Raw genomic sequence first — 22,112 nt, forward strand, 5'->3', positions numbered from 1 at the left:
TTATTCTCCTTCCACCAATATCCTTTTACCGTTAATACACAACACACCGTTACTGTCCTGTGTAATAACATTATCCCCCACAATCAATTTTTCCGTTTCAAAATCACCCTTAAAATTCATATTGCCCTTGTCCGTAATATTCACAGCCGAATTACCGTTGTTGTCCGTAATATTAAACACAAACTGACCGTTCACATTGCCAATCTGCGTTTTTACGTCACCGCCCGTTGACACCTCAATAATGTCCGATAACAACGAAACCGTACCGTTTTCACCGTCTATTTTCATTCCGGACTGTGAAATAACACCGCTTACCGATTTCGCCTTGACTTTACCGCCTGTTGTCGATACTTTTTTGTAACGTTTTGCAAGAGTTCCTATTTGTTCAAGATAGAAAAACAAATCCTTTTTTACCCTGCCGACAGATATAACGGTATCGTCACTTTGATAAGGATAATATTCAAGCCTTATGACGCGTTCTCTAATCTCGTTTCCGCGGTCGATTACAGTCACCGTATCACCGATATTAATTTTCTCGTCCGCATAATCCGCCAGCTTTGAAATATCAGCATATCCGCCTGTTATATTAACACAAGGCACGTCAATTCTTTCCTCATTTTCGCTGTCAAACTCCCACTGTGCACGTCTTAATATTTTACTCGGTTCAATATAATCGGTATAATCACGATACCCCTCACGAACACCGTAAATATCGGCGTTTTCACTTATAATATACTGCTTTCCGCTGTTCACACTTCCGATATGTGCGTCATCTTTTCCGTAAGGGTACAACTTCGTCACCATATCGGTTATATCCCTTTCTATCGAAATATCTTTCATATTCTTTGAAAGGTCAAGCCTTAAACAGCTTTCACTGCCTATACGCTCCACAAGGGCAATCTTGTAATTGTCGGCATAAATCTCGCCTTTACCGCAGTTTTCGATAAGAGCCTTAACCGCCTCATACGGATTGGTCTTATCCATAGAAAAGAAATCAATCTTAAAACCGCTGTAATCAACTCGTTTCAATCCGACTTTTGTCAATTCACTGTCCGTCATAATCGAAAACTTCGTATTTTTAAATATCTGCCCCAAAACATAAGACGGAGTTTTTCCGATTAAATCGGGAATATTTTGAATATGTATGTTCGACGCGTCCGCATTGTAGACGTGACTGCATTCCGCCGCAATAAAATTCTTTTCACCGATTGTTTTTGACACCTTTATAATTCTGTATGCCTGACCCTCGCATACAACGATTTTATTTTCACTTATAATTTCCGACTTCTCGTTTATCGGATACGAAAAATCAAGCCTGCGTTCACCGTTTATTTCATATGTAACACGCACATCATACGCATCACCGATTACAATACCCTTGTCAAACGTGACACTGTTATACGGTAATATTCTAAGCATTTCCGTCACCCCATTCCAAGTCGTCAAAATGTTCACCGTACATAAAATACGGTGTATATGAAATTTCAACCGTCATATTCTGACTGTATGAATTTACGATATGAAGTTTGTTTCTTCCGGACGGAAATTCAAAAAAATCACCCGACACCAATATATTTCCGCTTGTATTTTTGACATTTTGTTTTTCAAAATCAATCGTTGTCTGACCGTTTGACATAAACGCAAGCAATTTGCCGTTCATAGACAGAGTTACATTTCTTGCACTCGCTCCAAGCTTTACAATCGGTCTTACAGGTCTGTCACCGAAATTGTATACACTTATATCACCGCTGCCGGAAATATTAAATTTAAACAAACACGAAATATCAACAGGTATATTTGCACCTAACATAAAAGGCATTTCCAAAGTCGGACCGTCCGTATTAAAAATACACTTGCAAAACGGTTCTGCCCTGAATGACACCTCCATAACAGCCTTACGACCGCTGTGTTCAGGCATATATATAACCTCTTCCGACACTTTCCCCCGCCATTTTGAAAATGGCATATCATCAAAAATCAACTCACCCTCACCGCAAAGCCACAGAGAAAGCAAAGACAGCTTCCTCTGTATTTCCGCAAGATTATCGGCATATATGTTAAACGTAACCGTGAATATCCTGTCATTATAAAACTCACGTCCGAAAGGATTAGCTTTTGAAAAATCATATCCGCCGTCACGGTACGGCAAATCGACAATATTCTCTTTTACGCTCGGCAATATCGGTCTTGATTTAGTCCTCACCGTCACACCGAAATCGGAAGAATGACGGTCTTTAAATATAAAACCATTCCTCATATAATCCCCCTTTAATTGTAATTACCGTATGATACAGCCAGTCCGACTCTGTTTTGAAGTGCGTTCAAAATATCACGGCTGTCCCCTCTTATGCTGATATTTCTGTTGTCAGAATAAGAATTTGACGATACCTTAATCGACTTTATCGCACTTATAGTCTGATTGAACAACGATGTAATCACACTTTGCATATTCTTTACGTCAAAATTCACGCTTTTCACGATTTTTTCTATATTCATTCCGTTTTTTTCGATAGTTGCAAGAAGATATTTCTTATTTGCCTCAACGGTGTCATAGCTGTTTTCAAGACTTGTTAAAGTTGCGGTATGTGTTTTTTGTAATTTGTACATTTCCTCTTCACGTTTTATCTTTTTCATCTGCTCCTGCAAAGATTTGTATGTATCCATACCTTTTTGAGTAACCGCATTTTTGTATATGCTCAATTTGTGTGATATTTCGGACTTTGACTCGTTCCTGTCCTCAACCTCCCACTTCGTGCCAAGTGCCTTTTCTTCACTTGAAAACTGTTCTTTCAGATTATTTATGTATTCCTTTTGCTTATCAAGAAGTGCGTCCGTTGCCTCTATTTTTGCATTATACAAATTCAAAACCGCATACATAGTATCGTCACTGTATTCCTGCCAACCTACAAAACCGCCGTCATACATTTCCTGAATACGTTCGATACTGCGTTCGTAAAACTGAATATGACTGTCGCCTGTTTCGTCCCAATCATCATATGTATCGCGGATATTTTTCCAATTCTTCGCGTCACTTTTCCACTTTTCATAAACGGCATAATTCTTTTCATTCTCAAGCTTGCCGATTTTCAAATCGACATCGGCTTTGTACTCATAGAAATCCTCCCAAATTTCTTTAATTTCCTCTGCCGAATATGCGGTTGAAGTAACCATTTCCGACACCATAGCATTATAGTTGTAAAGCTGTCTTTTGTACGATTCAATCTGCTCGTCAACGCCCATATCATTCACTTGCGCCTGATATTTAATCCAAGCGTCGGAATGTTTTTTGTAGTTTGAAAGTGCGGTTTCACTCGCCTTTTTTTCTTCTTTCCAAATTTTCTTCTGCGACGCGAAAATCTCCTCTTGAATTTCTTTCACAACCTCGCTGTCATAACTGAATTGCTCCATCAATTCATTCCAAAGCCTTAATTCCTCTGTCGGAGATACATCGTTTGTTTTTTTGTAATGGTTTAAATCAGCCTTTTTTATTTCAAACATTTCATTGTTTTTGCCGGACGCATAATGCGGAATACCCATACCGTTCATTATCGCCTTTGTTTCGTCAGCCGTATAAACCTTGTCACCTTGCGACAGCGGAACAACCACATCACGCCCGCTAAACATCATAAGTCGCCCGTTATGCTCGATAAGCTCACGCGGATCACTTACGCCCCTTTCATCATTTACAACCGCCAAATCGCTTTTTGCATATTGTGTTCCGTCTGCCAGTTTCGGCATTCCCTGCACATTGTACTTAACAGTAACATTGACTGTTCTGTCCTTCAAACTGTTTATACTTGCTCTTGCCGAACTCACACCGCTTGCGGTATTGTCAACTGCGGTAATATTGATTTTTGCGTTTTTGCCGTCAAATTCACTCATTATTTTACCTGCCGATGAATTAAGTGTAACAAGTGCATTTTGTGCCGTTGCCAAAGCATTTATAAGTCCCGACGCGTCACCCGTTATGCTGACCGATAAATTAGCCGCCTCTGCCATAACTATACCTCCTCTCCGTAAAACATTCTCAAATGTTCGTTATCGTAATCCTCTGTATCTTCATTCAATCCGTCAAGCATTTTAAACAGTACCCACGGATTTTGTCTGCCAACTTCGTCAGGCAGTATGTGGTGGTACGTTAGGAACATCGTATAGATGTCCCTAAGCACCCCGCTGCCGCCTGACGTTACTCGTTTTTTGAAGAAAGAGCGTCAACGTAAAACCCCCAAAGTGCAAGACACATCTTTGCACGTTCGTTCACGTCAACGGAATCGATAATATCCTGAGTTGCGTCCGTACCCTCAAACATATAGTCAAGTGCATCTCTGCAAATGCTGAGCGGACCTTTCTTATTTTCATCATTATGTGCGTCATTAATAATGCACATCGCCTCAAAGTCAAACGGCTTTGAAACGTATTTAACCTTATCTTTTACAAATGTTAATGTATGTTGCATAATTTTCTCCTTATACCGTCTGCGGATAGTAATTCATATCCGTAAACCACTTGTTTTCAAATTCATCTCTTGTGATATTTGACGGCAAATCGCTTTCATCAAAGTACGCATAATAATTGTTGTCAAAATCACGTTGTACCGCCGTGTATGTTGCCTTAGCGGTTTGCTTGTCGATACTTCCGCTTGACGGCTTTGTCTTTCCTCCAACATTCGATGCAAAACTGTATGAACCCTTGTAGTATCTTACATAACGGTACGAGCCGTCGGACTTCAAAATTCTCCATGCCACACCGAAATATACTGTTTTAACATCGTTTCCGACTTCAACCACACCGTTTTTGCGTGTCAATCCACGCCACATTGCGTCAACCTCCGGCGGAATATCGGCATTTGTAATATCGTGTCCCAATTTTTCGATATAGCTTGACGCCTCATACGCACCGTTGTCCGCATCAAAAACATCACTGCCGCCGCTGTCGGTCGGTGCAATTTCAACCGTTCCTTTCAAATTATACGCTTCTCCGTATTCCGTTCCGCTAACGCTGTCCTCATTCACTTTAAAAAAAGTATACTTGTCCACACCTATTGTAGGTAAAGGTTTCTTGTTCATAATTTTTCCTCCATTTTTTCATATTTTGTCTTAAAGAGATATATTTTTATAACGTAAAATACTTCTGAAATCTCATTGTCTTATGATATATTTTTTTATCATTTTCGGGAATGTCCATAGACATCTCCCTCACCCAACTGTCTTTTGTCATTACTTCATTGACCTCTGCCGCCAAATCACTGCATTCTTTCGGAATTTCCGCCCATATGTCAATTTGAATATGCCCGTCTTGAATACTCTCGTCATTGTCGGCATAAAATCCGCCGCACTCCGTCACCGTATAATAACTTATAATCGGCAGATTATTAAAATTTTTCGGATATTGAAATACTGCCTTGCATTTAACATCACTGAGTGACTTTTCAGCCTCCGCATTAATATCAATCATATAATCACCCCTTTATCGCCTCTGCGATTGCAGACAATATTGCTTGCGTGTTTGATAAAAGTGCCGGCACAAGATACGGCTGTGCCGCCATTTTCGACGTACCGAATTCAACAAATACCGCATATTCCGTATCAGCCGATATAACCGCCGTATTTCCGCCGGGCTGTACATTAATTGATGACTGCAGCCGTCCCGTATCGACAGGGCAAAGACTTTTTGCACTTTCACATACCGTTTGAGCACCCTGACCGATTATATCCGCAAAATTATTTTCTATATTATTTGCAATATCCGAAAGTCCGTTATCATAATTAATATCAATCTGCATTTTTCTCACTCCGCATCATCGCCGTCATACCGAAATTCCAACATTCAGCCTTTATAATCTCAAAAAATTCGTCACCGAATTTAGCATATCTGCCTATTTTTATAAGGTCTGTTTTGTCACAGAACACTTTATATTTTTTATTTTCGGTCAAACCGTATATACGGTTTTCGAGTTCATTTTCATATGGCTGAATATCACACACAACACTCCCCAAAAGTGTTTTTTCACCCTTTTTTTCATATGTATTTTCACCGACTTCGTACACCTCGATTTCGGTGTCATAAAATCGTTCAAACGGATTTATCATCGGCAATCACCTCCGACGGCACTTTAACTTTTCTGCTGACAAACGGCTTTAGACGTATTGCATATTCTTTCAAATAATCATAGTTGTCGTCAGAGTATTCGACCTTCCTCTCCCCCTCCGTAACCGACTTAACACCGCCGTTTTGATTTGCCGTATATCTCTTGACCGTAAGCGTCGGAATAAAGCTTACAATCTGTCTTGGCAGAACATCAATACGACAGTACGCCAGCACAGAATTAACAGTATCCTCAATCAAAAGCATAAGAACACCGTCCTTGTCATTGTCTTTAATTCCGAGCAGTAATTTCACCGCGTCAAGAATTTCATTTTTAGTGTCCCCCATTTTCAACACAGCCTTTCTGACCTATTCTTATTCGGCAGTTTTAAACACATAAATCGCACTCTTTTTATTTTCAAGCACAAATGCGTCATAATACACTCTGCCTTCAACCAGCCAGCCGTTGATTCCCGGCGGATTATCGTGGATTTTGTATTCCGACAATTTAACCGGAGAAGTCGTTGCGGCTTGATTTGTGATAATAAATTCTACGTTTTCAGGGAAGTAAGACTTCGGCACAACGATAAGCGGAATACCGTCAATCGTTCCGACTTGACCTTTAATCAAAATTTCCTGCGACATATCGCCGTTTCTGATAAAGCTCGAATCCTCCTTAATGTTCTTGTAAAAATCACTTGATACAAATGCACAACTTCCGACAAGCGGAACATTATTTTCAATAAGAGTTGTTGCACCGGTCAAAAATGCGTCATAAGCATTTGCCTTTGTCACCTTACCTGTAACGGTAGTTTTTGCCCCTTCGCAAATTTTCCCAAAACGATACTTGTCGATTTCAGGCACAACCACTTCTCTGATTTGTCTTTGAAGTGCCGCACCTGCCGCATTTGACATTTGAGTATCGTTATATGTCCCCCTGTCAATAGTGAACGTGAAACTTCTGTCACGCGTCATAGTCATTTCCTGTACAGTGTTTTCGATTTCCTGCGGTGTACCGTATCTGCTTGTGCCTGATACCGAATAGTCGTTCATCTCTGCGGTAGGCACTGAATATACGTTTACCGTCTTAACACCGACAAAGTCGTAATCATTGTTTACCGCCGCCGAAGTCATAGACTCCCTTGCGAATTTTTCATCAATTTTTTGAGCATACTTACTTGCATAATTTATAGCCATTGTATTCATCCTTTCATAATCACGTTATTTATTACATTCCCAAACCGCTTAAAAACGGGTCTGTTAAATTTTCTTTTTCTCTTGAAATTTTCGGCGGAACACCCTTTAATCTTTCGGATAAACCGCTTTCGATTGCTTTCATATATTCTGCTTTAAATCGCTCGATATTTTCCGCCATAATGTCCTTGTCTGCATCTGCGACCATTCTTGCGAAATTCACAGGCAGATTTTGAGCCGCCAATTCCTTTGCCGCCTCAAATTCGGCTCTTTCGGATACATACTGCTGTCTTTCATTTTCAAAATCCTTTTGTCTTTTGTCCATTTCAGCCTTTGCTCTGTCCTCTGCCGACATTGTAGCCATCTTCGCGGCGTCCTCTCTTTCCGATACGATTCTGTCTGAAAAATCTTTTTCCCACGTTGCTTTTTCGTTTTTAATCGCCTCCGCAACATAGCCTGCAATGAGATTTTTTAGTTCATCGTTTTTGTGTCCCCCGTTTTCGTTTTTCGTGTCACCGTTTAGTGTCCCCTGTTTCTTCTTTTCGTCCATACTTTTTTCCTTTCTTTACATTAAAATAAATCACTATGTTTTTTATTCTTGAATTATTCCTGTACATATTTTAATTTTTCGCTAAGCATTTTTTCTTTTGCGGCAAGCTGTGCCTCTTCCTTCGGATCGCCCACAAATGAAAGCTGTGATAAAAGAGTTTCGCTTGACGCAATACCGACTAAGTTGTTTACCATCTGTGAAATCTCCAACTCATTAACAGGCAAATTTCTCGTAAACACAACATCAATGCGATGTATCGGCACATACTCCATAGCACCTTTTAACGACAGAAAATTAACATACAATTCAAATCTCTGTTTTAAAGCTTTCGTCAAGTATCGCTCCTTGTTTCTGACGTGCTGTTCAAAACCCATAAGCTTATACTTAATCGCGACACCCGATAAATTTGTACCGAACGTCTGGTCTGATAAATCGGGAATCATAGAAAATCTGTGAATATCGCTTTTCAGACTGTCCTTTAACACTTCAATATCGCTTTCGGACATAACCTTTGAAAGATATTGAGCCTCCGCACCCTCATATCCCATCAAAATGCGTTCTTCCCTAAGTTTCTTCGCCTGCTCACTGTCAAGGTCGATACCGGTAAGGAATAAGAATGCGTCAACAAACTGTTCCTTGTCGTTAACTCTGTCCGACTCCAAAATATTGTAAGCGTCAATCAGCGGAATCATCTGTTCAAAATCACCTTGCTTTTCTTCATTGTTGCGATACTCCACCATAGGCATTTTACCGAAATAGTGGTGCTGAGAATTTGTCATAGTCATATGCAAAAAACTGTCCGCAGTGTTTTCATATGTATAAATCATCTCCCTGTCACACACAATACAGCAAACACCCGTAACCGCGCCGTCAATGTCACGCTTTTTGTAATAATGTATGCCGTACAGCGGAATTTCGCCAACGCCCGCACCGTATACAATAAACGTGTTGCTCGGCGGCAAACATACACTTTTCGGCTGTGATTGCTCGTCCGCATAAACCAATTCATAAGCTTTACCGAAAATGCTCATTGTCTTTTCAAATTCCGCGTCCAAACTCGGCATATCCTGAACGGCAAAGCAATTTTTAACCGCCTCAATATCGTATCCGTCCGAACAGCTGTACGCCACAGGATTGCCTACAAGATAGCTTTTTGCAATATCCACGATATACTTCGCGTGATTGCACACAATTTTGTTGTTCGCGATATTGTCGCTTGAACGTCTGCGTTCACAAATTGCGTGTTTGCCGATATAATAGTTGTAAAGTTTTTCGTATCGCTCCTGTTCAAGCGAATGTTTCCCAATCAGCTTAGCAAGCAACACCTCGTCTATACCATCCTTTAAAATATCCTCGTCAATTATCATAAATCAAGTTCACTCCTTTTAATTACCCTCGCTTTTTTCTTTGTGATTTCGTCCTCAAGTGCATAACGTACCGCATCAATGGTGTGATTGTTCTTGTCGGGATAAACCGACTTAAATTCCCCGTCCGTATCGCGTTCAAGCTCATATTCCGAAAATTCTCTTGTGACATTCGGACACCTTTCGGGATCAATCACGATTCTTTCAAGACTCTGCAAAAATCTGATACCGTACTCGATACTGTCCGGACCTTTCCTTGCACCGCGGACACGCAAACCGAACATTCGCAAATCATTGATACTTTTCGGCTCGGCACTGTCGCATACAATCAATTTATTAGCAAACCCTTTTTCAAAAATCTTTTCAGCCGCATTGTGATTTGTCATCCCTTTCGCGTAAATTTCGTCAAAGATAAACAACTTATTGTTGTGATAAAAACACACCACATACACAAACGGATCTGCCGCGAAACCGAAATCGACACCGCATTTAATATTGTCAAAACTTTTTACTTCCTCATCGCTAAGTTTTACAACTTCAAGATTATCAAAAATTTCACCGCCTGTTCCCGTCACTTCGCCGAGATATTCGTGATTATACTGATTAATATGTAGCTTTTTAAGATACTTTGCTTCTAAAAAAAATTGTTCTCCCAACCAGTTTTTCGGTACATCAAGATACGTACTCTTATGCACAAGCATATCGTCACGCTTTTTGAGTGCCTCACGGTTTACCCAACTGCGTCGGTTTTGCGGAGGATTGTACGAATAAAACACGGTAAATTTTTCACCGCCACGCATCATCGACTGATTTATCGAGCGGATTTCTTTCATACCGCAAAACTCGTCTAACTCCTCATACCAAATATATCGAATATATCCGTGCGTAACCTTTGTGGATTTCAATTTCTGCACCTTGTCCGCACCGCGAAACAGTATTTTCTGACCTGTTTTTTTGTAGACCATTTCCGGCACACTCGCCTTTATATCCCACATATCCGATACGCCGAGCTTTTCAATCGCCCATTCAAGCTGAGAGAATACGCTGTCTTTTAAGTAAGCACCGACCTTACGCAGTACAACCGCATTTGTATCGGCATTTTTCATAATACCGAGTATAATTTCAACGCTCACAAAACTTGATTTAGTCGACCCACGACCGCCGCAAAGCCAAAAATGCGTATAATCTTCAATAGAGTTATGCACCTTGTAGAAAGATGGTGCAATCAGCCTGTCAAGACTGCACTGCATTTTTCCGCTCCTTGATTTGTTCGGCTTTTTCGATATTATCGACGATTATAACATCACCGCCTCCGCTTTCGCTCTTGCCTCCGAACATTCCGTAATGCTTACCCAAAAGCTCCGCCGCTTTAAATGAATCCGCCATACGAATTGCCTCATCTTCACGACGCATTATGTACGTTAGAAATTCAAGAATTTCCCCTTCATTTGCAATGCCCAATTTAATCACCCTCTTTTTCATTTAATATTGATTTTTCATCAATACATAACGTCCGACTTTCTGACACATTCGCTGCAGCCGATACATTCTTCATCATCATTGATATAGTAATGTTCCGGTTCAAAAGCACCGCATACGGGACATACCGTTTCCCCGTCATATGAGTCATACTCACCGTAATTATCCGTCCTTGCAATTTCCATTGCCAAAATTGCCATTGGATCATCATTTGAATAAATCATAAGCACTCCTTTCTATCTTTTTAAGATACTTTATTGTTAAAAAATATATGCCAATCATTTGGCCATCTCTTTAAGACACCGTTATTATATCTCATCAAGATACTTTTGTCAAGTATAAATTTCTTTTTAGGATACTTTTAACAACATTTTGTTTACTTTTTAGATACTTTTATGTACAATGCTTGCAAAAAGTTTCAAAATATGATACTATATAATCAGTTACGAAATATGATTAGAAAGATTTTGGTGATTAAAATGACTACGGGCGAAAGAATTAAAATGCTCAGAAAAGAGCATAATTTAACCCAGGAGGAGCTTGGAGCAAAAATCGGTGTGCAAAAAGCGGCAATCCAAAAATACGAAAAAGGGACAGTAAAAAACATAAAACGCGACTCGCTTATAAAGCTTGCACAATGTCTTGATACTTCCCCCGAATATCTTCTCGGTTGGGAGGATATGCCGAATAACGTTGAAGTAGCCGATACGTCAAACTATGTAAATATTCCGATAATCGGCAGAGTTGCGGCGGGTCTGAGCTGCTTTGCCGAAACAAATATCACAGATTACGAACCTGTCAGTAAAAATGACGTTCGCGGTGACGAACCGTTCGTTTTTCTCCGTGTTGTCGGTGACAGTATGTATCCGCTTTTTATGGAGGGCGACCTTGTGCTTGTCAGATGTCAGTCGTCGGTTGACAGTGGCAGTTATGCGGTTGTTATGATAGATGAAGAGGACGGCGTTGTAAAGAAAATCGTATACGGACCCGATTTTATCGAACTTCACTCCATAAACCCAATGTACCCTGTCAGACGTTTTGAAAACGAAGATGTTACACGTATTCGTGTATTTGGCTTGGTACGCGAGATAAAGCGAAAATTTTAGTCGAATTTGGAACAAATCAGTATAAATTTACGTCTAATAATATATATGATAAAGGAGTATAATATTGTATCAATATAAAACACTTTCAAACGGTATAAAAGTAGTTGCCGAAAAGATTGATTACCTAAAGTCAATCTCAATCGGAGTATGGGTAGGCAACGGCTCACGATATGAAAATAAAGAAGTAAACGGAATTTCTCATTTTATCGAGCATATGCTTTTTAAGGGAACGAAAAATCGGTCGGCGGCACAAATTGCACACGAAATAGATTCGGTCGGCGGTCAGCTTGACGCATTTACTTCGCGTGAATATACTTGTTTTTACACAAAAACACTTGATTCGCATATTCCGATTGCACTTGAAATTCTTTCGGATATGCTTTATAATCCGAGTCTTTCACCTGATGATATGGCACTTGAAAGACAGGTTATAAAAGAAGAAATCCGTATGTATGAGGACAGTCCGGAAGATCTTGTGTATGACCTTTCGTCATACGCCGCATGGGGCGACACACCTATGGGCAGAACGATTCTCGGCACATATGAAAGTCTTGACAGCATAACGCCGGATATAATGAGAAACTATATGAATAATCATTATACAAGTGCGAATACTATAATATCAGTATCAGGAAATTTTGACGATACGTTTTTTGAACTTCTTGAAAAGTATTTCGGTACAAAAAAAATGCTTGACACAAAACCGTATCTTCCCGACGCACCTTATATAAGCAAGAATAATATCGTAAAAGAAAAAGATATTGAACAAGTCCAGCTTGTCGCAACGTTCAAAGGCATTGATGTTATGGACGAATCGGTGTACAGTCTGCTTGTGTTTAACAACGTGTTCGGCAGCGGAATGTCGTCAAGATTGTTCCAAAACATACGCGAACAGCGTGGTTTGGTGTATTCGATAAGTGCGGGACACAGTGCGTATATCAATACGGGCGTATTTGATATTTCTGCCGGAATGAGTCCCGAGAGTCTTGGCGAAGTCGCACATCTTATTTCAAAAGAAATCAATACGATTAAACGCAATAAGCTGACATCGGCAGAAATCACAAAAGCAAAAGAACAGCTTAAAGGTAATTATATACTTTCAAGCGAAAGCACAGGCGCAAGAATGCAAGGCGCAGGTCGCTCATTGCTTTTGAATAAACCGATATACACACAGGAAGAAGCACTGAAAAAAATCGACGCAGTAAATGCCGATTCGGTTGCGGAAATAATAGACAGAGTTCTCGACAGTTCGACTATGTGTATTTCAGCAGTCGGACCTGTCAATAACGTTGAGAATCTGTTTGAACTCGATTAAATAATGTATAAATATTAATTTATTATAAAATTTTAGCTAAAGCACTTGCAATTTTATTGTATTTGTACTATGCTATAAATAAATGATATGCTATTTTTAGCAGAAAGGGTGAATATCATGGAATTTAACGAAACAATGAAAATCAACCTTGAGTTTGATAAGGAAAAGGAAGTCAGAGAAATAGTTGCCAAAGTATATGAGGCACTGAAAATCAAAGGCTATGATCCTATCAGCCAAATAGTAGGATATATCCTTTCAGGCGACCCGACCTACATAACAAGCTATAACGGTGCAAGAGGTCTGATTGTTAAAATAGAACGTGACGAACTTTTAGAGGAGTTTGCAAAAACATATATTAAAACGCTTTAATCAAATAAAAGGTATTTTATACATACCTTTTATTTGTACGCAAAAAATCCGTCAAATGACGGATTTTTTTAGTTTCATCACAATATTTTCTTTAATACCTGCATTACACCCTCATCATCATTTGACGGTGCGATGTATTTTGCAACTTTTTTAATTTCATCGTGTGCATTTTCCATGGCGTAACTTTCGCCGCAATTTTGGAGCATTTCATAATCATTCATATAATCACCGAACGCAACACATTCTTCGGGCGAAATACCGAAAATTTCCTGAATAACCTTAATTGCGTTGCCCTTATTTACATTTGCATTAATAACATCAACCCAACTTTCCGCCGATAAAACAGCTTTCAAATCACCGCTTATATCCGCGAGTTTGGGAAGTATATTATCCTTTGCTCTTTTGTGGCAGTAAAGCGCAAGATTTAAAATATTATCCTTGCCCACCACCGATTTTATGTCATCAACAGTTTCCAAACGCACATTATATTGTGCGACATCGTTCATAACATATTCAGGCGGGTTTTCTATATAAGATGTCTTTTCGCACCCAAGCACAGGATAAATCCCTTTGTCCTCACTCACCAAATCAAGCACTTCCAAAGCCTTATCGTCAGGAACGGGCATAATATGAATAACCTTGTCCTTTTCCATTATAATTCCACCGTTTTCAGAAATAAAAATCAATTTATCCTTAATCGGATTAAATATATTCAAAAGACTGTAATACTGCCTGCCGCTTGCGACAACAAATTTCACGTTGGGATGTGACTCAATCATTTCAAACAGACCTTTCGGCAAACGCAGTTTACTGTCTAAAACAGTTCCGTCCATATCAAATGCAACAAGTTTTATTGATTTTTCCACACTAAAAAACCTCCTTTTGCTTATTATATACCGCAAAGGAGGTAATGTAAACATTTATTTTTTGTCAGTCTTTTTTATTTTAATTATGTATTCCGTTCCCCATTCAAAAGAATTTTCTTCGATTCTTGCGTCTATGCCGCTTTTTTTCATCAAATCAACCGCACGTTTTACGGTGTTTTTGAATACTTTAACATCTTTTGCAGTTGTTATGCGAAGGTCATTGATAGGTTTCGGTTTCGGAATATTCATGGTGCGTACAAGTTCTTCTGCTTGTGTAACATTCATATTGTCACGGCAAATAAGTTTGACAGCCTCAAGCTGTTTTTCTTCATTGTTAAGCAACAGCAAAGCTCTCGCGTGACGTTCCGTAAGGTCGTAATCTCTTATTAATTTTTTCACAAGCGGAGGCAGTTTTAATAATCGTATTTTGTTTGCAACCGATGCTTGACTTTTTCCTACTTTCAAAGCCAACTCCGTTTGTGTAAGTCCCTGTTCACGAATAAGACTTTTATAACTTTCCGCTATCTCAAAAAACGATAAATCCTCTCTCTGCAAATTTTCAAGTAAAGCCAAAATTGCCGATTTATCATTGTCAGCCTCAATTATAACCGCCGGTATTTCGTCAAGTCCCGCCATTTGTGCAGCACGAAAACGTCTTTCACCTGCTACAAGCTCATATTCACCGCTGCGCCTGCGTACCGTTACCGGCTGAATTAAACCGTATTCCATTATAGAATTTTTCAATTCCTCCATAGCTTGCGGTTCAAAATATTTTCTCGGCTGATTAGGATTTGGTGCTATCATATAAAGCGGAAGTGATACAATCCGCATTTTATCTTGTACCGTTGATTTTCTAAGGAAACTAATCATGGAAATTTCTCCTATGCTAATTTACATTATTTTACACTGAATAGTTAAAAAATATATCCCACACACCCTTTGTTTGTCCATGTGCGTTTTCTGAGCCTCGCGAAGAAATTCTCGCACGGACATTTTAATCACTACTCTTTTTAAATTCTTAATTTATTAAGAATTTAAAAAGAGTAACCAGCGATAATGTTCGGCATTGATGTTTACACTTGATGTAACAACATTATCGCTGTTTACCCTCGGTGGTGGAAGGTGTAAGACATTTTGGGGGTAGAACAAGGCCTTGGGGAAACCTTGTTAGAAATGTACCGTATCGATACTATCTGCCTTACATTTACTATTATAGCATAACATTTCCATATTGCAAGCACTTTTTGCAATTATAATTCGACAATATTCAATTTAATTTTTTTATTTCACCAAATTGTAACAAGTTCCGATAGGAGTTTTTGTTGCAATACCCGGTTTTCTCGGATATTTAAGCGGAGTTTGTCCTACTTTTTTTATAACTATTATCTTGTGTTTCAATTCGGTGAACGGAATTTCCGCCTCAACAATGTCCTCAATCTGTCCGCCGAGTATTTTTATGGCACGTTTAGCGTCCTTTACTTCCTGCTCTGCCAACGGGCCTTTCAAAGCAAGGAAGTAACCGCCTTGTTTCAAAAACGGAATACACCACTCCGAAAGCACAGTCAAATTAGCCACTGCACGCGACACAACGGTATCGAACTTACCTCTGTAATCTCTGTTTTTACCGCCGTCCTCCGCACGCGAATGGACAAATTCCACATCATTTATATCAACTTTTTCACAAACGTCCTTTAAAAAGTTAATTCGCTTATTAAGACTGTCAAGCAAAGTCAGCTTAATTTCAGGCTTTGCGATTTTCAGCACAAGTCCGGGGAAACCCGCACCTGTTCCGACGTCAATCACTTTTCCCTTGACATATCCCGTCTTTATTGCGGTCAGCGAGTCAAGAAAATGTTTTGTTACAATGCCCTCATCATCTGTTATCGCAGTAAGATTAATCTTTTCGTTCCACTCAACCAAAAGACGCGCATATTCCATAAGTTTATCAACTTGCACATCATCAAGCGGTATATCAAGCTGTCTGCTTCCGTTTATAATTAAATCCTTCATCATTCACCTATCCATTTTATAAAGATTTCAGCCAAGGTATCATCGGCTCAACATAAATAGCCTGATAACCGAGTTCGTTCGGATGAGTGCCGTCACCGTCAGGCTTACTTTCTGTTCCAAAATACAGCTTGCGCATATCATCGTCACGCACATTTACACCTGTATCGGAATTATTTTTTGCATACAAATCAAGATACGAAACATCCCACTTGTCGCATACTTCTTTTATACGCTCATAATACGATTCAAAATTACCTTCGGCGTCATATGTAAACGGATCATGTGTAATAACAAACCCTACTTTCGAGTTAGGAAAATCATTTCTAATTTCAAAAAACATTTTTTCCATACCGCCGGTCATTGTGTTTTCATCAAAATCACCGCTGAAACCGTCTGTAATTTCTCCAAGTTCCGAATGGCCCCAAAAATCATTCAAACCGCCCTCGGCAATGATATATTCATAATCGCCGTCAAGGTTATCGAGCATATCCGTAATATACGGTCTGTATCCGTCTGAATTTTCCGACCAATGCACATTGTCAGCAAGAGTAGCACCGCCCTTGCTGACATTTGTAACATTCATATTATATTGTTCCCCAATCAACTTGCCGTAACCGCCTTGCCAATTAGTGCCGTAACTGATACTGTCACCAATAAATGCAATTCTTTTGCCGTCAAGCGGATTTTCACCTTTAAAACTGCACGACGTAACAGTCATAACAGCAGTTATCATTAGTGAAATTATTTTATCCATATTTCTTACAACCACTTTTATCCCAAGATTTTTTCAATAAGTTCTGCAAGTTCCTCAGCTTTCTTTGTGATGTATTCTTCGTCCTTACCCTCAATCATAACACGAACAAGCGGTTCAGTACCCGAAGGTCTGATAAGGACTCTGCCCTCGCCGGCAAATTCATCTTCAAGAGCCTTGCAAGCCGCAGCTATTTCTTCATTTTCCATATAACTGTTTTTATTTTCAAGTTTTACAACGGCATTTCTAAGCACTTGCGGCATAACCGTTACAATGCTTGCCGCCTCAGACGCTTTCATACCTGTCTTTTTAAGTACCGATAAGAATTGCAAAGCACTTACAAGACCGTCACCTGTTGTGTTGTGGTCAAGGAAAATGATGTGACCGGATTGTTCACCGCCGATATTGTAACCCTTTGCAAGCATTTCTTCAAGTACATATCTGTCACCTACTTTTGTTCGCGGAATGTTGATACCGATTTTTTCACCTGCCATAAATAAGCCAAGATTACTCATAACCGTTGCAACAAGAGTATTTTGCTTCAATGTACCGTTATCACGCATAAACTTTGCACAAGCCGCCATAATCTGGTCACCGTCAATAAGCTTGCCGTTTTCGTCCACAGCCAACATTCTGTCCGCGTCACCGTCAAAAGCTATACCGATGTCCGCACCGATTGAAGTAACGTAAGCCTGTAAACTTTCCATATGAGTAGAACCGCACATATGATTGATGTTTACACCGTCAGGAGTGTTGTGTATAGCCTCAACGTTTGCACCAAGCTTGTTAAGAGCTTTGAAAGCAGTTTCATAACTTGCACCGTTTGCACAGTCAACAGCGATTTTCATACCGTCAAGACGGCAGTCAATCGTAGAAACAGCAAACGCAACATAATCCTCAACAGCGTTGTGGTTAGCACTTACATAACCGACTTTGCCGTGAGTAGGCAATTCTTCGATCGCCTTTTCACCAAGTATATAACTTTCAATTTCGTTTTCAATTCCGTCACTTAGCTTGTATCCGTCACTGTTAAAGAACTTTATACCGTTGTATTCGCATGGATTGTGAGATGCAGAGATAACAACACCTGCATCAGCCTTGTAGTATCTTGTAAGATATGCAACAGCCGGTGTAGGAACTACACCCAAAGGAATAACCTTTGCGCCCATCGAACAAAGTCCGGCAGTAAGAGCCGCCTCAAGCATATCACCTGATTTTCTTGTATCTTTACCAATAAGTATTCTCGGTCTTTTTGAAGAATGTTTTGTAAGCACATATGCACCGCTTTGACCTGTTTTAAAAGCCAATTCGGCAGTAAGGTCTTTGTTGGCGATACCTCTTATACCGTCCGTTCCAAATAGTTTTCCCATTCTTAATTTCCTCCTAATTAAACTAATCCTATTATATTATTATATAATAAAGATATACAAAAGTAAACCGTTTTTTGACAAAAAAAACTGCCGTTTAAAACGGCAGTCAGATTGTCGACAAATTGTCCGGAACGTGCAAGATATTATTTTTATATTTTATAATTTAATTTATAGCTATAAAAAATAACAGGCAAGCCTATCTTCGATATACGGCTTGCCTGTGCACTTTTTGCGAAAATAAACTCTAACGTACCCATGTACGCCGACGAGTTCATTTTCACAAAATCCGAACTAATTTCTCGACCTCTGCTATCGTGTCGGTATTTTTCCGACAGATTTAATTTTCTTATTAAAGGTCCGTAAACTTCTTACCGCCCATAAGGTGAAAATGTAAATGCGGAACAGTCTGACCGCCGTCCTCGCCACAGTTGTTTACAACTCTGTAACCGTTTTCGGCAAATCCCAATTCAGACGCAATCTGCGGTATCTTTTCCCATATAGCCGCAACATACTTTACGTTTTCCGCATTAATTTCATTCGCACTTGCAATGTGACACTTCGGCACAATAACAATGTGCTCCGGTGCTTGCGGATTGATGTCACGGAATGCTAACATCATATCATCTTCATATACCTTATTTGACGGAATTTCTCCGTCAATTATTTTGCAGAATAAACAATCCATTTTATTCACTCCTTTGTATTTCACACCACCCCTCAGTCGGCTTTGCCGACAACTCCCCTCTTTGGGAGCCTTTTTGCCTCTCCTTAAGGAGAGGTGGCACGCAGTGCCGGAGTGGTGACTCATATCTATTCTCTATTATCTTTTCTCTCTTATCTATTATATCTTTCGTACGGGCGGTCATCGGCCGCCCTTTTAATACCTCAACATTGCGGGCGACCAATGGTCGCCCCTACAATACAATAGTCCAAACCGTTTACGCTATTCTCAATTACTTAATCTGTTCCGCAACGATTTCGTCAACCTTAGCCAACGCGTCATCAATCTTGCTCGCGTCACTGCCGCCGCCTTGCGCCATATCAGGCTTACCGCCGCCGCGGCCGCCTGCAACAGCCGTAATATCCTTAATAATCTTACCGCAATGAACGCCCAGCTTAACAGCCTCCTTTGACGCCATAGCAACAAACGTAATCTTACCGTCAGTTTCAGCACCCATAACAGCAACACTGTTCGGAACTTCCGCCTTAATCTTATCAGCCATAGACTTCATTTCATCAGCACCCATACCGTCAACCTGTGCGGTAATCAAGCTGATTTCGCCGATATGCTTAATACCTGTCATAATGTTGTTTGCCTTTGCGGCAGCCATTTTTTCCTTAAACGAATCAACAGCCTTTTCAAGCTCACGGCACTGTGCCATAACGCTTTCAGCCTTGTGATCAATTTCATTAATTTGATTAATCTTTAACGCAGCCGCAGTCTTTTCAATAAGTCTGTCACTGTTATTGATATATTCAAGCACACCCTTACCTGTCACAGCCTCAATACGTCTTACACCTGCCGCAACACCGCTTTCAGAAATAATCTTAAACAAACCGCATTGAGCAGTATTTGTAAGGTGAGTACCGCCACAGAATTCAACACTGTAATCGCCAACAGAAACAACTCTTACAACATCACCGTACTTTTCGCCGAACAATGCAATAGCACCAAGCTTTTTAGCCTCTTCAATAGGTAATTCCTGTACAGTTACGTCAATGCTTTCAAGAATTTTTTCATTAACAATAGCCTCAGCCTGTTTAATCTGTTCTGTTGTCATAGCCTCAAAGTGAGAGAAGTCAAAACGAAGTCTGTCACTTTCAACAAGCGAACCTGCTTGCGCAACGTGTGAACCAAGTACGTCACGAAGTGCCTTGTCAAGAATGTGAGTTGCGGTATGGTTACGGCAAACGTCTGTTCTGTGTACTTTGTCAACAGACATTGTAACCGTATCGCCAACCTTAATCGGTGTAAGCTGAACTTCTGTTTCGTGAAGATAATAACCGTCCTCAGTCTTTGTTGTATTAACAACATTGGCAGCCTTACCGTTTATTGTAATAGTACCGATGTCGCCTACCTGACCACCCATTTCAGCATAGAAAGGAGTTTTGTCTGTAACGATAAATCCCTTTTGATTTTCGATTATTGTATCACAAACACCCTCGTCTTCAACAACAATGCCTACAACTTTTGCGTCTGTTTCAAGTGTATCGTAACCGACAAATACAGTCGGCTCTGCATTTTCAAATTCAAATGTTTCGTTGCCGTCCCAGCTTGAGCCTTCGGTGCGAGCGTCCCTTGCAGTATCCTTTTGTTCCTGCATAGCCTTGTTAAAGCCGTCAACATCAACTTCAAGACCTTTTTCTTCAGCCATTTCTATTGTAAGGTCAACAGGGAAACCGTATGTGTCGTGAAGCTTAAATGCCTCTTTGCCTGTAAGTTCTTTTCTGCCCTCTTTTTGAGCCGCTTCGATATATCCGTTAAGCACGTTAAGACCATTGTCGATTGTAGCGTCAAAGCGTTCTTCTTCTTTCTTGATTATGTTTCTGATATAATCTCTCTTTTCCTCAAGTTCCTGATAAGCACCCTTTGAACAGTCGATTACAGTATCGGCAACCTCAAACAAGAACTGCTTGTTTATGCCAAGCAATTTACCGTGTCTTGCGGCACGTCTTAAAAGACGGCGAAGAACGTAACCTCTGCCCTCGTTTGACGGAATAACACCGTCCGAAACCATCATAACCGTACTTCTGATATGGTCGGTTATAACTCTTAGAGAAACATCTTTTTTATCGTCCTTTTTGTATTCAATATTTGCGATACGGCAAATATGTTTCATAACGTCTTGAACAGTGTCAATCTCAAAAAGATTGTCAACACCTTGCATAACAACGGCAAGTCTTTCAAGACCCATACCCGTATCAATGTTAGGATTCGGTAAACGGTTATAGTTGCCGTCCTCGTCTTTGTCGAACTGCGTAAATACAAGGTTCCAAACTTCCATAAATCTGTCACATTCACAGCCGACACCGCAGCCTGGCTCACCGCAGCCGTATTCTTCGCCGCGGTCAAAATATATTTCCGAACAAGGACCGCAAGGGCCTGTACCGTGTTCCCAGAAGTTGTCCTCTTTACCAAGCTTAACGATGTGAGTAGGGTCAACGCCAACTTCATTTACCCAAATATCTCTTGCCTCGTCATCTTCTTCATACACTGAAATCCAAAGACGTTCCTGCGGAATTTCCATAACCTTAGTGAAGAATTCCCACGCCCAAGCAGTTGCCTCTTTTTTAAAGTAATCTCCGAAAGAGAAGTTACCGAGCATTTCAAAGAAAGTGCCGTGACGTGCAGTCTTTCCGACATTTTCAATATCACCTGTTCTGATACATTTCTGACAAGTCGTAACTCGTCTTTTAGGTGCTGTTTCAGGGTTTTGGAACCAAGGTTTCATCGGTGCCATACCCGAATTTATAAGTAGCAAACTTGCGTCATTCTTCGGTATAAGCGGAAAACTTCCAAGTCTTAAACAACCTTTTGATTCAAAAAAGCTAAGAAACTTTTCACGAATCTCATTTACGCCCATTGATTTCATAATTTATCTATTCTCCTTTGTTTTTATACTAACTTATCTTATTTATTATATAAAATATCCT

At 40.0% G+C, this 22,112-nt stretch carries 26 protein-coding genes; 3 read left to right on the forward strand and 23 right to left on the reverse strand.

What is annotated here, in order from left to right:
- The 16 genes from LKE05_RS08640 to LKE05_RS08715 are packed head-to-tail and all read right to left on the reverse strand — an operon-like array spanning nucleotide 1 to nucleotide 10,895.
- Nucleotides 1-1,419 carry a phage tail spike protein gene (locus LKE05_RS08640; protein WP_308456552.1) on the reverse strand — a complete coding sequence of 473 codons (1,419 nt, stop codon included), beginning with the start codon at nucleotides 1,417-1,419 and terminating at the stop codon, nucleotides 1-3.
- The gene (locus tag LKE05_RS08645) at nucleotides 1,412-2,257 is read right to left on the reverse strand and encodes a phage tail domain-containing protein (RefSeq protein ID WP_308456553.1); all 846 of its coding nucleotides are present in this window, start codon (nucleotides 2,255-2,257) and stop codon (nucleotides 1,412-1,414) included. Before LKE05_RS08645 ends, LKE05_RS08640 begins: the two co-directional genes overlap by 8 nt.
- An 11-nt stretch (nucleotides 2,258-2,268) precedes the next feature.
- Nucleotides 2,269-3,999, reverse strand: a complete 1,731-nt coding sequence (locus LKE05_RS08650) for a hypothetical protein (protein WP_308456554.1) — start codon at nucleotides 3,997-3,999, stop codon at nucleotides 2,269-2,271.
- A gap of 2 nt (nucleotides 4,000-4,001) precedes the next feature.
- Nucleotides 4,002-4,169 carry a hypothetical protein gene (locus LKE05_RS08655; protein ID WP_022228883.1) on the reverse strand — a complete coding sequence of 56 codons (168 nt, stop codon included), beginning with the start codon at nucleotides 4,167-4,169 and terminating at the stop codon, nucleotides 4,002-4,004.
- Nucleotides 4,170-4,186: 17 nt separating this feature from the next.
- Nucleotides 4,187-4,456, reverse strand: coding sequence for a hypothetical protein (locus tag LKE05_RS08660; protein WP_022228884.1), 270 nt, complete (start codon nucleotides 4,454-4,456; stop codon nucleotides 4,187-4,189).
- Nucleotides 4,457-4,466: 10 nt separating this feature from the next.
- Nucleotides 4,467-5,066 (reverse strand): major tail protein, encoded by a 600-nt coding sequence (locus LKE05_RS08665; RefSeq protein WP_022228885.1) that lies wholly within the window; start codon nucleotides 5,064-5,066, stop codon nucleotides 4,467-4,469.
- A 46-nt stretch (nucleotides 5,067-5,112) separates the two neighbouring features.
- On the reverse strand, nucleotides 5,113-5,454 hold the full coding sequence (locus LKE05_RS08670) for a hypothetical protein (RefSeq protein ID WP_308456555.1): 342 nt from the start codon (nucleotides 5,452-5,454) through the stop codon (nucleotides 5,113-5,115).
- A gap of 4 nt (nucleotides 5,455-5,458) precedes the next feature.
- Complete coding sequence (locus LKE05_RS08675; protein ID WP_117966657.1) at nucleotides 5,459-5,782, reverse strand: HK97-gp10 family putative phage morphogenesis protein; 324 nt, start codon at nucleotides 5,780-5,782, stop codon at nucleotides 5,459-5,461.
- Entirely contained in the window at nucleotides 5,772-6,089 is a 318-nt protein-coding gene (locus LKE05_RS08680; protein WP_022228888.1) for a hypothetical protein, read from the reverse strand. Before LKE05_RS08680 ends, LKE05_RS08675 begins: the two co-directional genes overlap by 11 nt.
- Nucleotides 6,073-6,432, reverse strand: a complete 360-nt coding sequence (locus LKE05_RS08685; protein ID WP_308456556.1) for a phage head-tail connector protein — start codon at nucleotides 6,430-6,432, stop codon at nucleotides 6,073-6,075. Before LKE05_RS08685 ends, LKE05_RS08680 begins: the two co-directional genes overlap by 17 nt.
- Nucleotides 6,433-6,459: 27 nt before the next feature.
- Nucleotides 6,460-7,281, reverse strand: a complete 822-nt coding sequence (locus LKE05_RS08690; RefSeq protein WP_022228890.1) for a major capsid protein — start codon at nucleotides 7,279-7,281, stop codon at nucleotides 6,460-6,462.
- 31 nt (nucleotides 7,282-7,312) lie between these two features.
- Nucleotides 7,313-7,828 (reverse strand): DUF4355 domain-containing protein, encoded by a 516-nt coding sequence (locus LKE05_RS08695; RefSeq protein ID WP_308456557.1) that lies wholly within the window; start codon nucleotides 7,826-7,828, stop codon nucleotides 7,313-7,315.
- Nucleotides 7,829-7,881: 53 nt separating this feature from the next.
- A complete protein-coding gene (locus LKE05_RS08700) occupies nucleotides 7,882-9,195 on the reverse strand; it encodes a phage portal protein (RefSeq protein ID WP_308456558.1) in 1,314 nt (437 codons plus the stop codon).
- Nucleotides 9,192-10,442 (reverse strand): PBSX family phage terminase large subunit, encoded by a 1,251-nt coding sequence (locus LKE05_RS08705; RefSeq protein WP_308456559.1) that lies wholly within the window; start codon nucleotides 10,440-10,442, stop codon nucleotides 9,192-9,194. The genes LKE05_RS08700 and LKE05_RS08705 overlap by 4 nt, the downstream gene beginning before the upstream one ends.
- The gene (locus LKE05_RS08710; RefSeq protein ID WP_308456560.1) at nucleotides 10,426-10,653 is read right to left on the reverse strand and encodes a terminase small subunit; all 228 of its coding nucleotides are present in this window, start codon (nucleotides 10,651-10,653) and stop codon (nucleotides 10,426-10,428) included. The genes LKE05_RS08705 and LKE05_RS08710 overlap by 17 nt, the downstream gene beginning before the upstream one ends.
- 38 nt (nucleotides 10,654-10,691) lie before the next feature.
- Complete coding sequence (locus LKE05_RS08715; protein ID WP_117966678.1) at nucleotides 10,692-10,895, reverse strand: hypothetical protein; 204 nt, start codon at nucleotides 10,893-10,895, stop codon at nucleotides 10,692-10,694.
- 228 nt (nucleotides 10,896-11,123) lie between these two features.
- On the opposite strand from LKE05_RS08715, the gene LKE05_RS08720 reads away from it, so the two are divergent.
- From LKE05_RS08720 to LKE05_RS08730, 3 genes are all read left to right on the forward strand, one after another.
- Nucleotides 11,124-11,777, forward strand: a complete 654-nt coding sequence (locus LKE05_RS08720) for a LexA family protein (protein ID WP_308456561.1) — start codon at nucleotides 11,124-11,126, stop codon at nucleotides 11,775-11,777.
- 64 nt (nucleotides 11,778-11,841) lie between these two features.
- Nucleotides 11,842-13,092, forward strand: a complete 1,251-nt coding sequence (locus LKE05_RS08725) for a M16 family metallopeptidase (protein ID WP_308456562.1) — start codon at nucleotides 11,842-11,844, stop codon at nucleotides 13,090-13,092.
- Nucleotides 13,093-13,209: 117 nt separating this feature from the next.
- Nucleotides 13,210-13,461, forward strand: coding sequence for an IreB family regulatory phosphoprotein (locus tag LKE05_RS08730; RefSeq protein ID WP_022228898.1), 252 nt, complete (start codon nucleotides 13,210-13,212; stop codon nucleotides 13,459-13,461).
- A gap of 77 nt (nucleotides 13,462-13,538) precedes the next feature.
- On the opposite strand, the gene LKE05_RS08735 is transcribed toward LKE05_RS08730, so the two are convergent.
- From LKE05_RS08735 to alaS, 7 genes are all read right to left on the reverse strand, one after another.
- On the reverse strand, nucleotides 13,539-14,327 hold the full coding sequence (locus tag LKE05_RS08735; RefSeq protein WP_308456564.1) for an HAD family hydrolase: 789 nt from the start codon (nucleotides 14,325-14,327) through the stop codon (nucleotides 13,539-13,541).
- A 54-nt stretch (nucleotides 14,328-14,381) separates the two neighbouring features.
- Complete coding sequence (locus LKE05_RS08740) at nucleotides 14,382-15,197, reverse strand: ParB/RepB/Spo0J family partition protein (protein ID WP_147514725.1); 816 nt, start codon at nucleotides 15,195-15,197, stop codon at nucleotides 14,382-14,384.
- Nucleotides 15,198-15,608: 411 nt separating this feature from the next.
- Complete coding sequence (gene rsmG / locus LKE05_RS08745; RefSeq protein ID WP_117966694.1) at nucleotides 15,609-16,340, reverse strand: 16S rRNA (guanine(527)-N(7))-methyltransferase RsmG; 732 nt, start codon at nucleotides 16,338-16,340, stop codon at nucleotides 15,609-15,611.
- Between the two features lie 13 nt (nucleotides 16,341-16,353).
- A complete protein-coding gene (locus tag LKE05_RS08750; RefSeq protein ID WP_147364929.1) occupies nucleotides 16,354-17,091 on the reverse strand; it encodes an SGNH/GDSL hydrolase family protein in 738 nt (245 codons plus the stop codon).
- A 17-nt stretch (nucleotides 17,092-17,108) separates the two neighbouring features.
- Nucleotides 17,109-18,458 (reverse strand): phosphoglucosamine mutase, encoded by a 1,350-nt coding sequence (glmM, locus tag LKE05_RS08755; protein ID WP_147514727.1) that lies wholly within the window; start codon nucleotides 18,456-18,458, stop codon nucleotides 17,109-17,111.
- Nucleotides 18,459-18,807: 349 nt separating this feature from the next.
- Nucleotides 18,808-19,143, reverse strand: a complete 336-nt coding sequence (locus LKE05_RS08760; RefSeq protein ID WP_022230837.1) for a histidine triad nucleotide-binding protein — start codon at nucleotides 19,141-19,143, stop codon at nucleotides 18,808-18,810.
- A gap of 268 nt (nucleotides 19,144-19,411) precedes the next feature.
- Complete coding sequence (gene alaS, locus LKE05_RS08765; RefSeq protein WP_308456565.1) at nucleotides 19,412-22,051, reverse strand: alanine--tRNA ligase; 2,640 nt, start codon at nucleotides 22,049-22,051, stop codon at nucleotides 19,412-19,414.
- Nucleotides 22,052-22,112: the final 61 nt, after the last annotated feature.

The organism is Hominilimicola fabiformis, assembly GCF_020687385.1.
Classification (GTDB): domain Bacteria; phylum Bacillota; class Clostridia; order UBA1381; family UBA1381; genus Hominilimicola; species Hominilimicola fabiformis.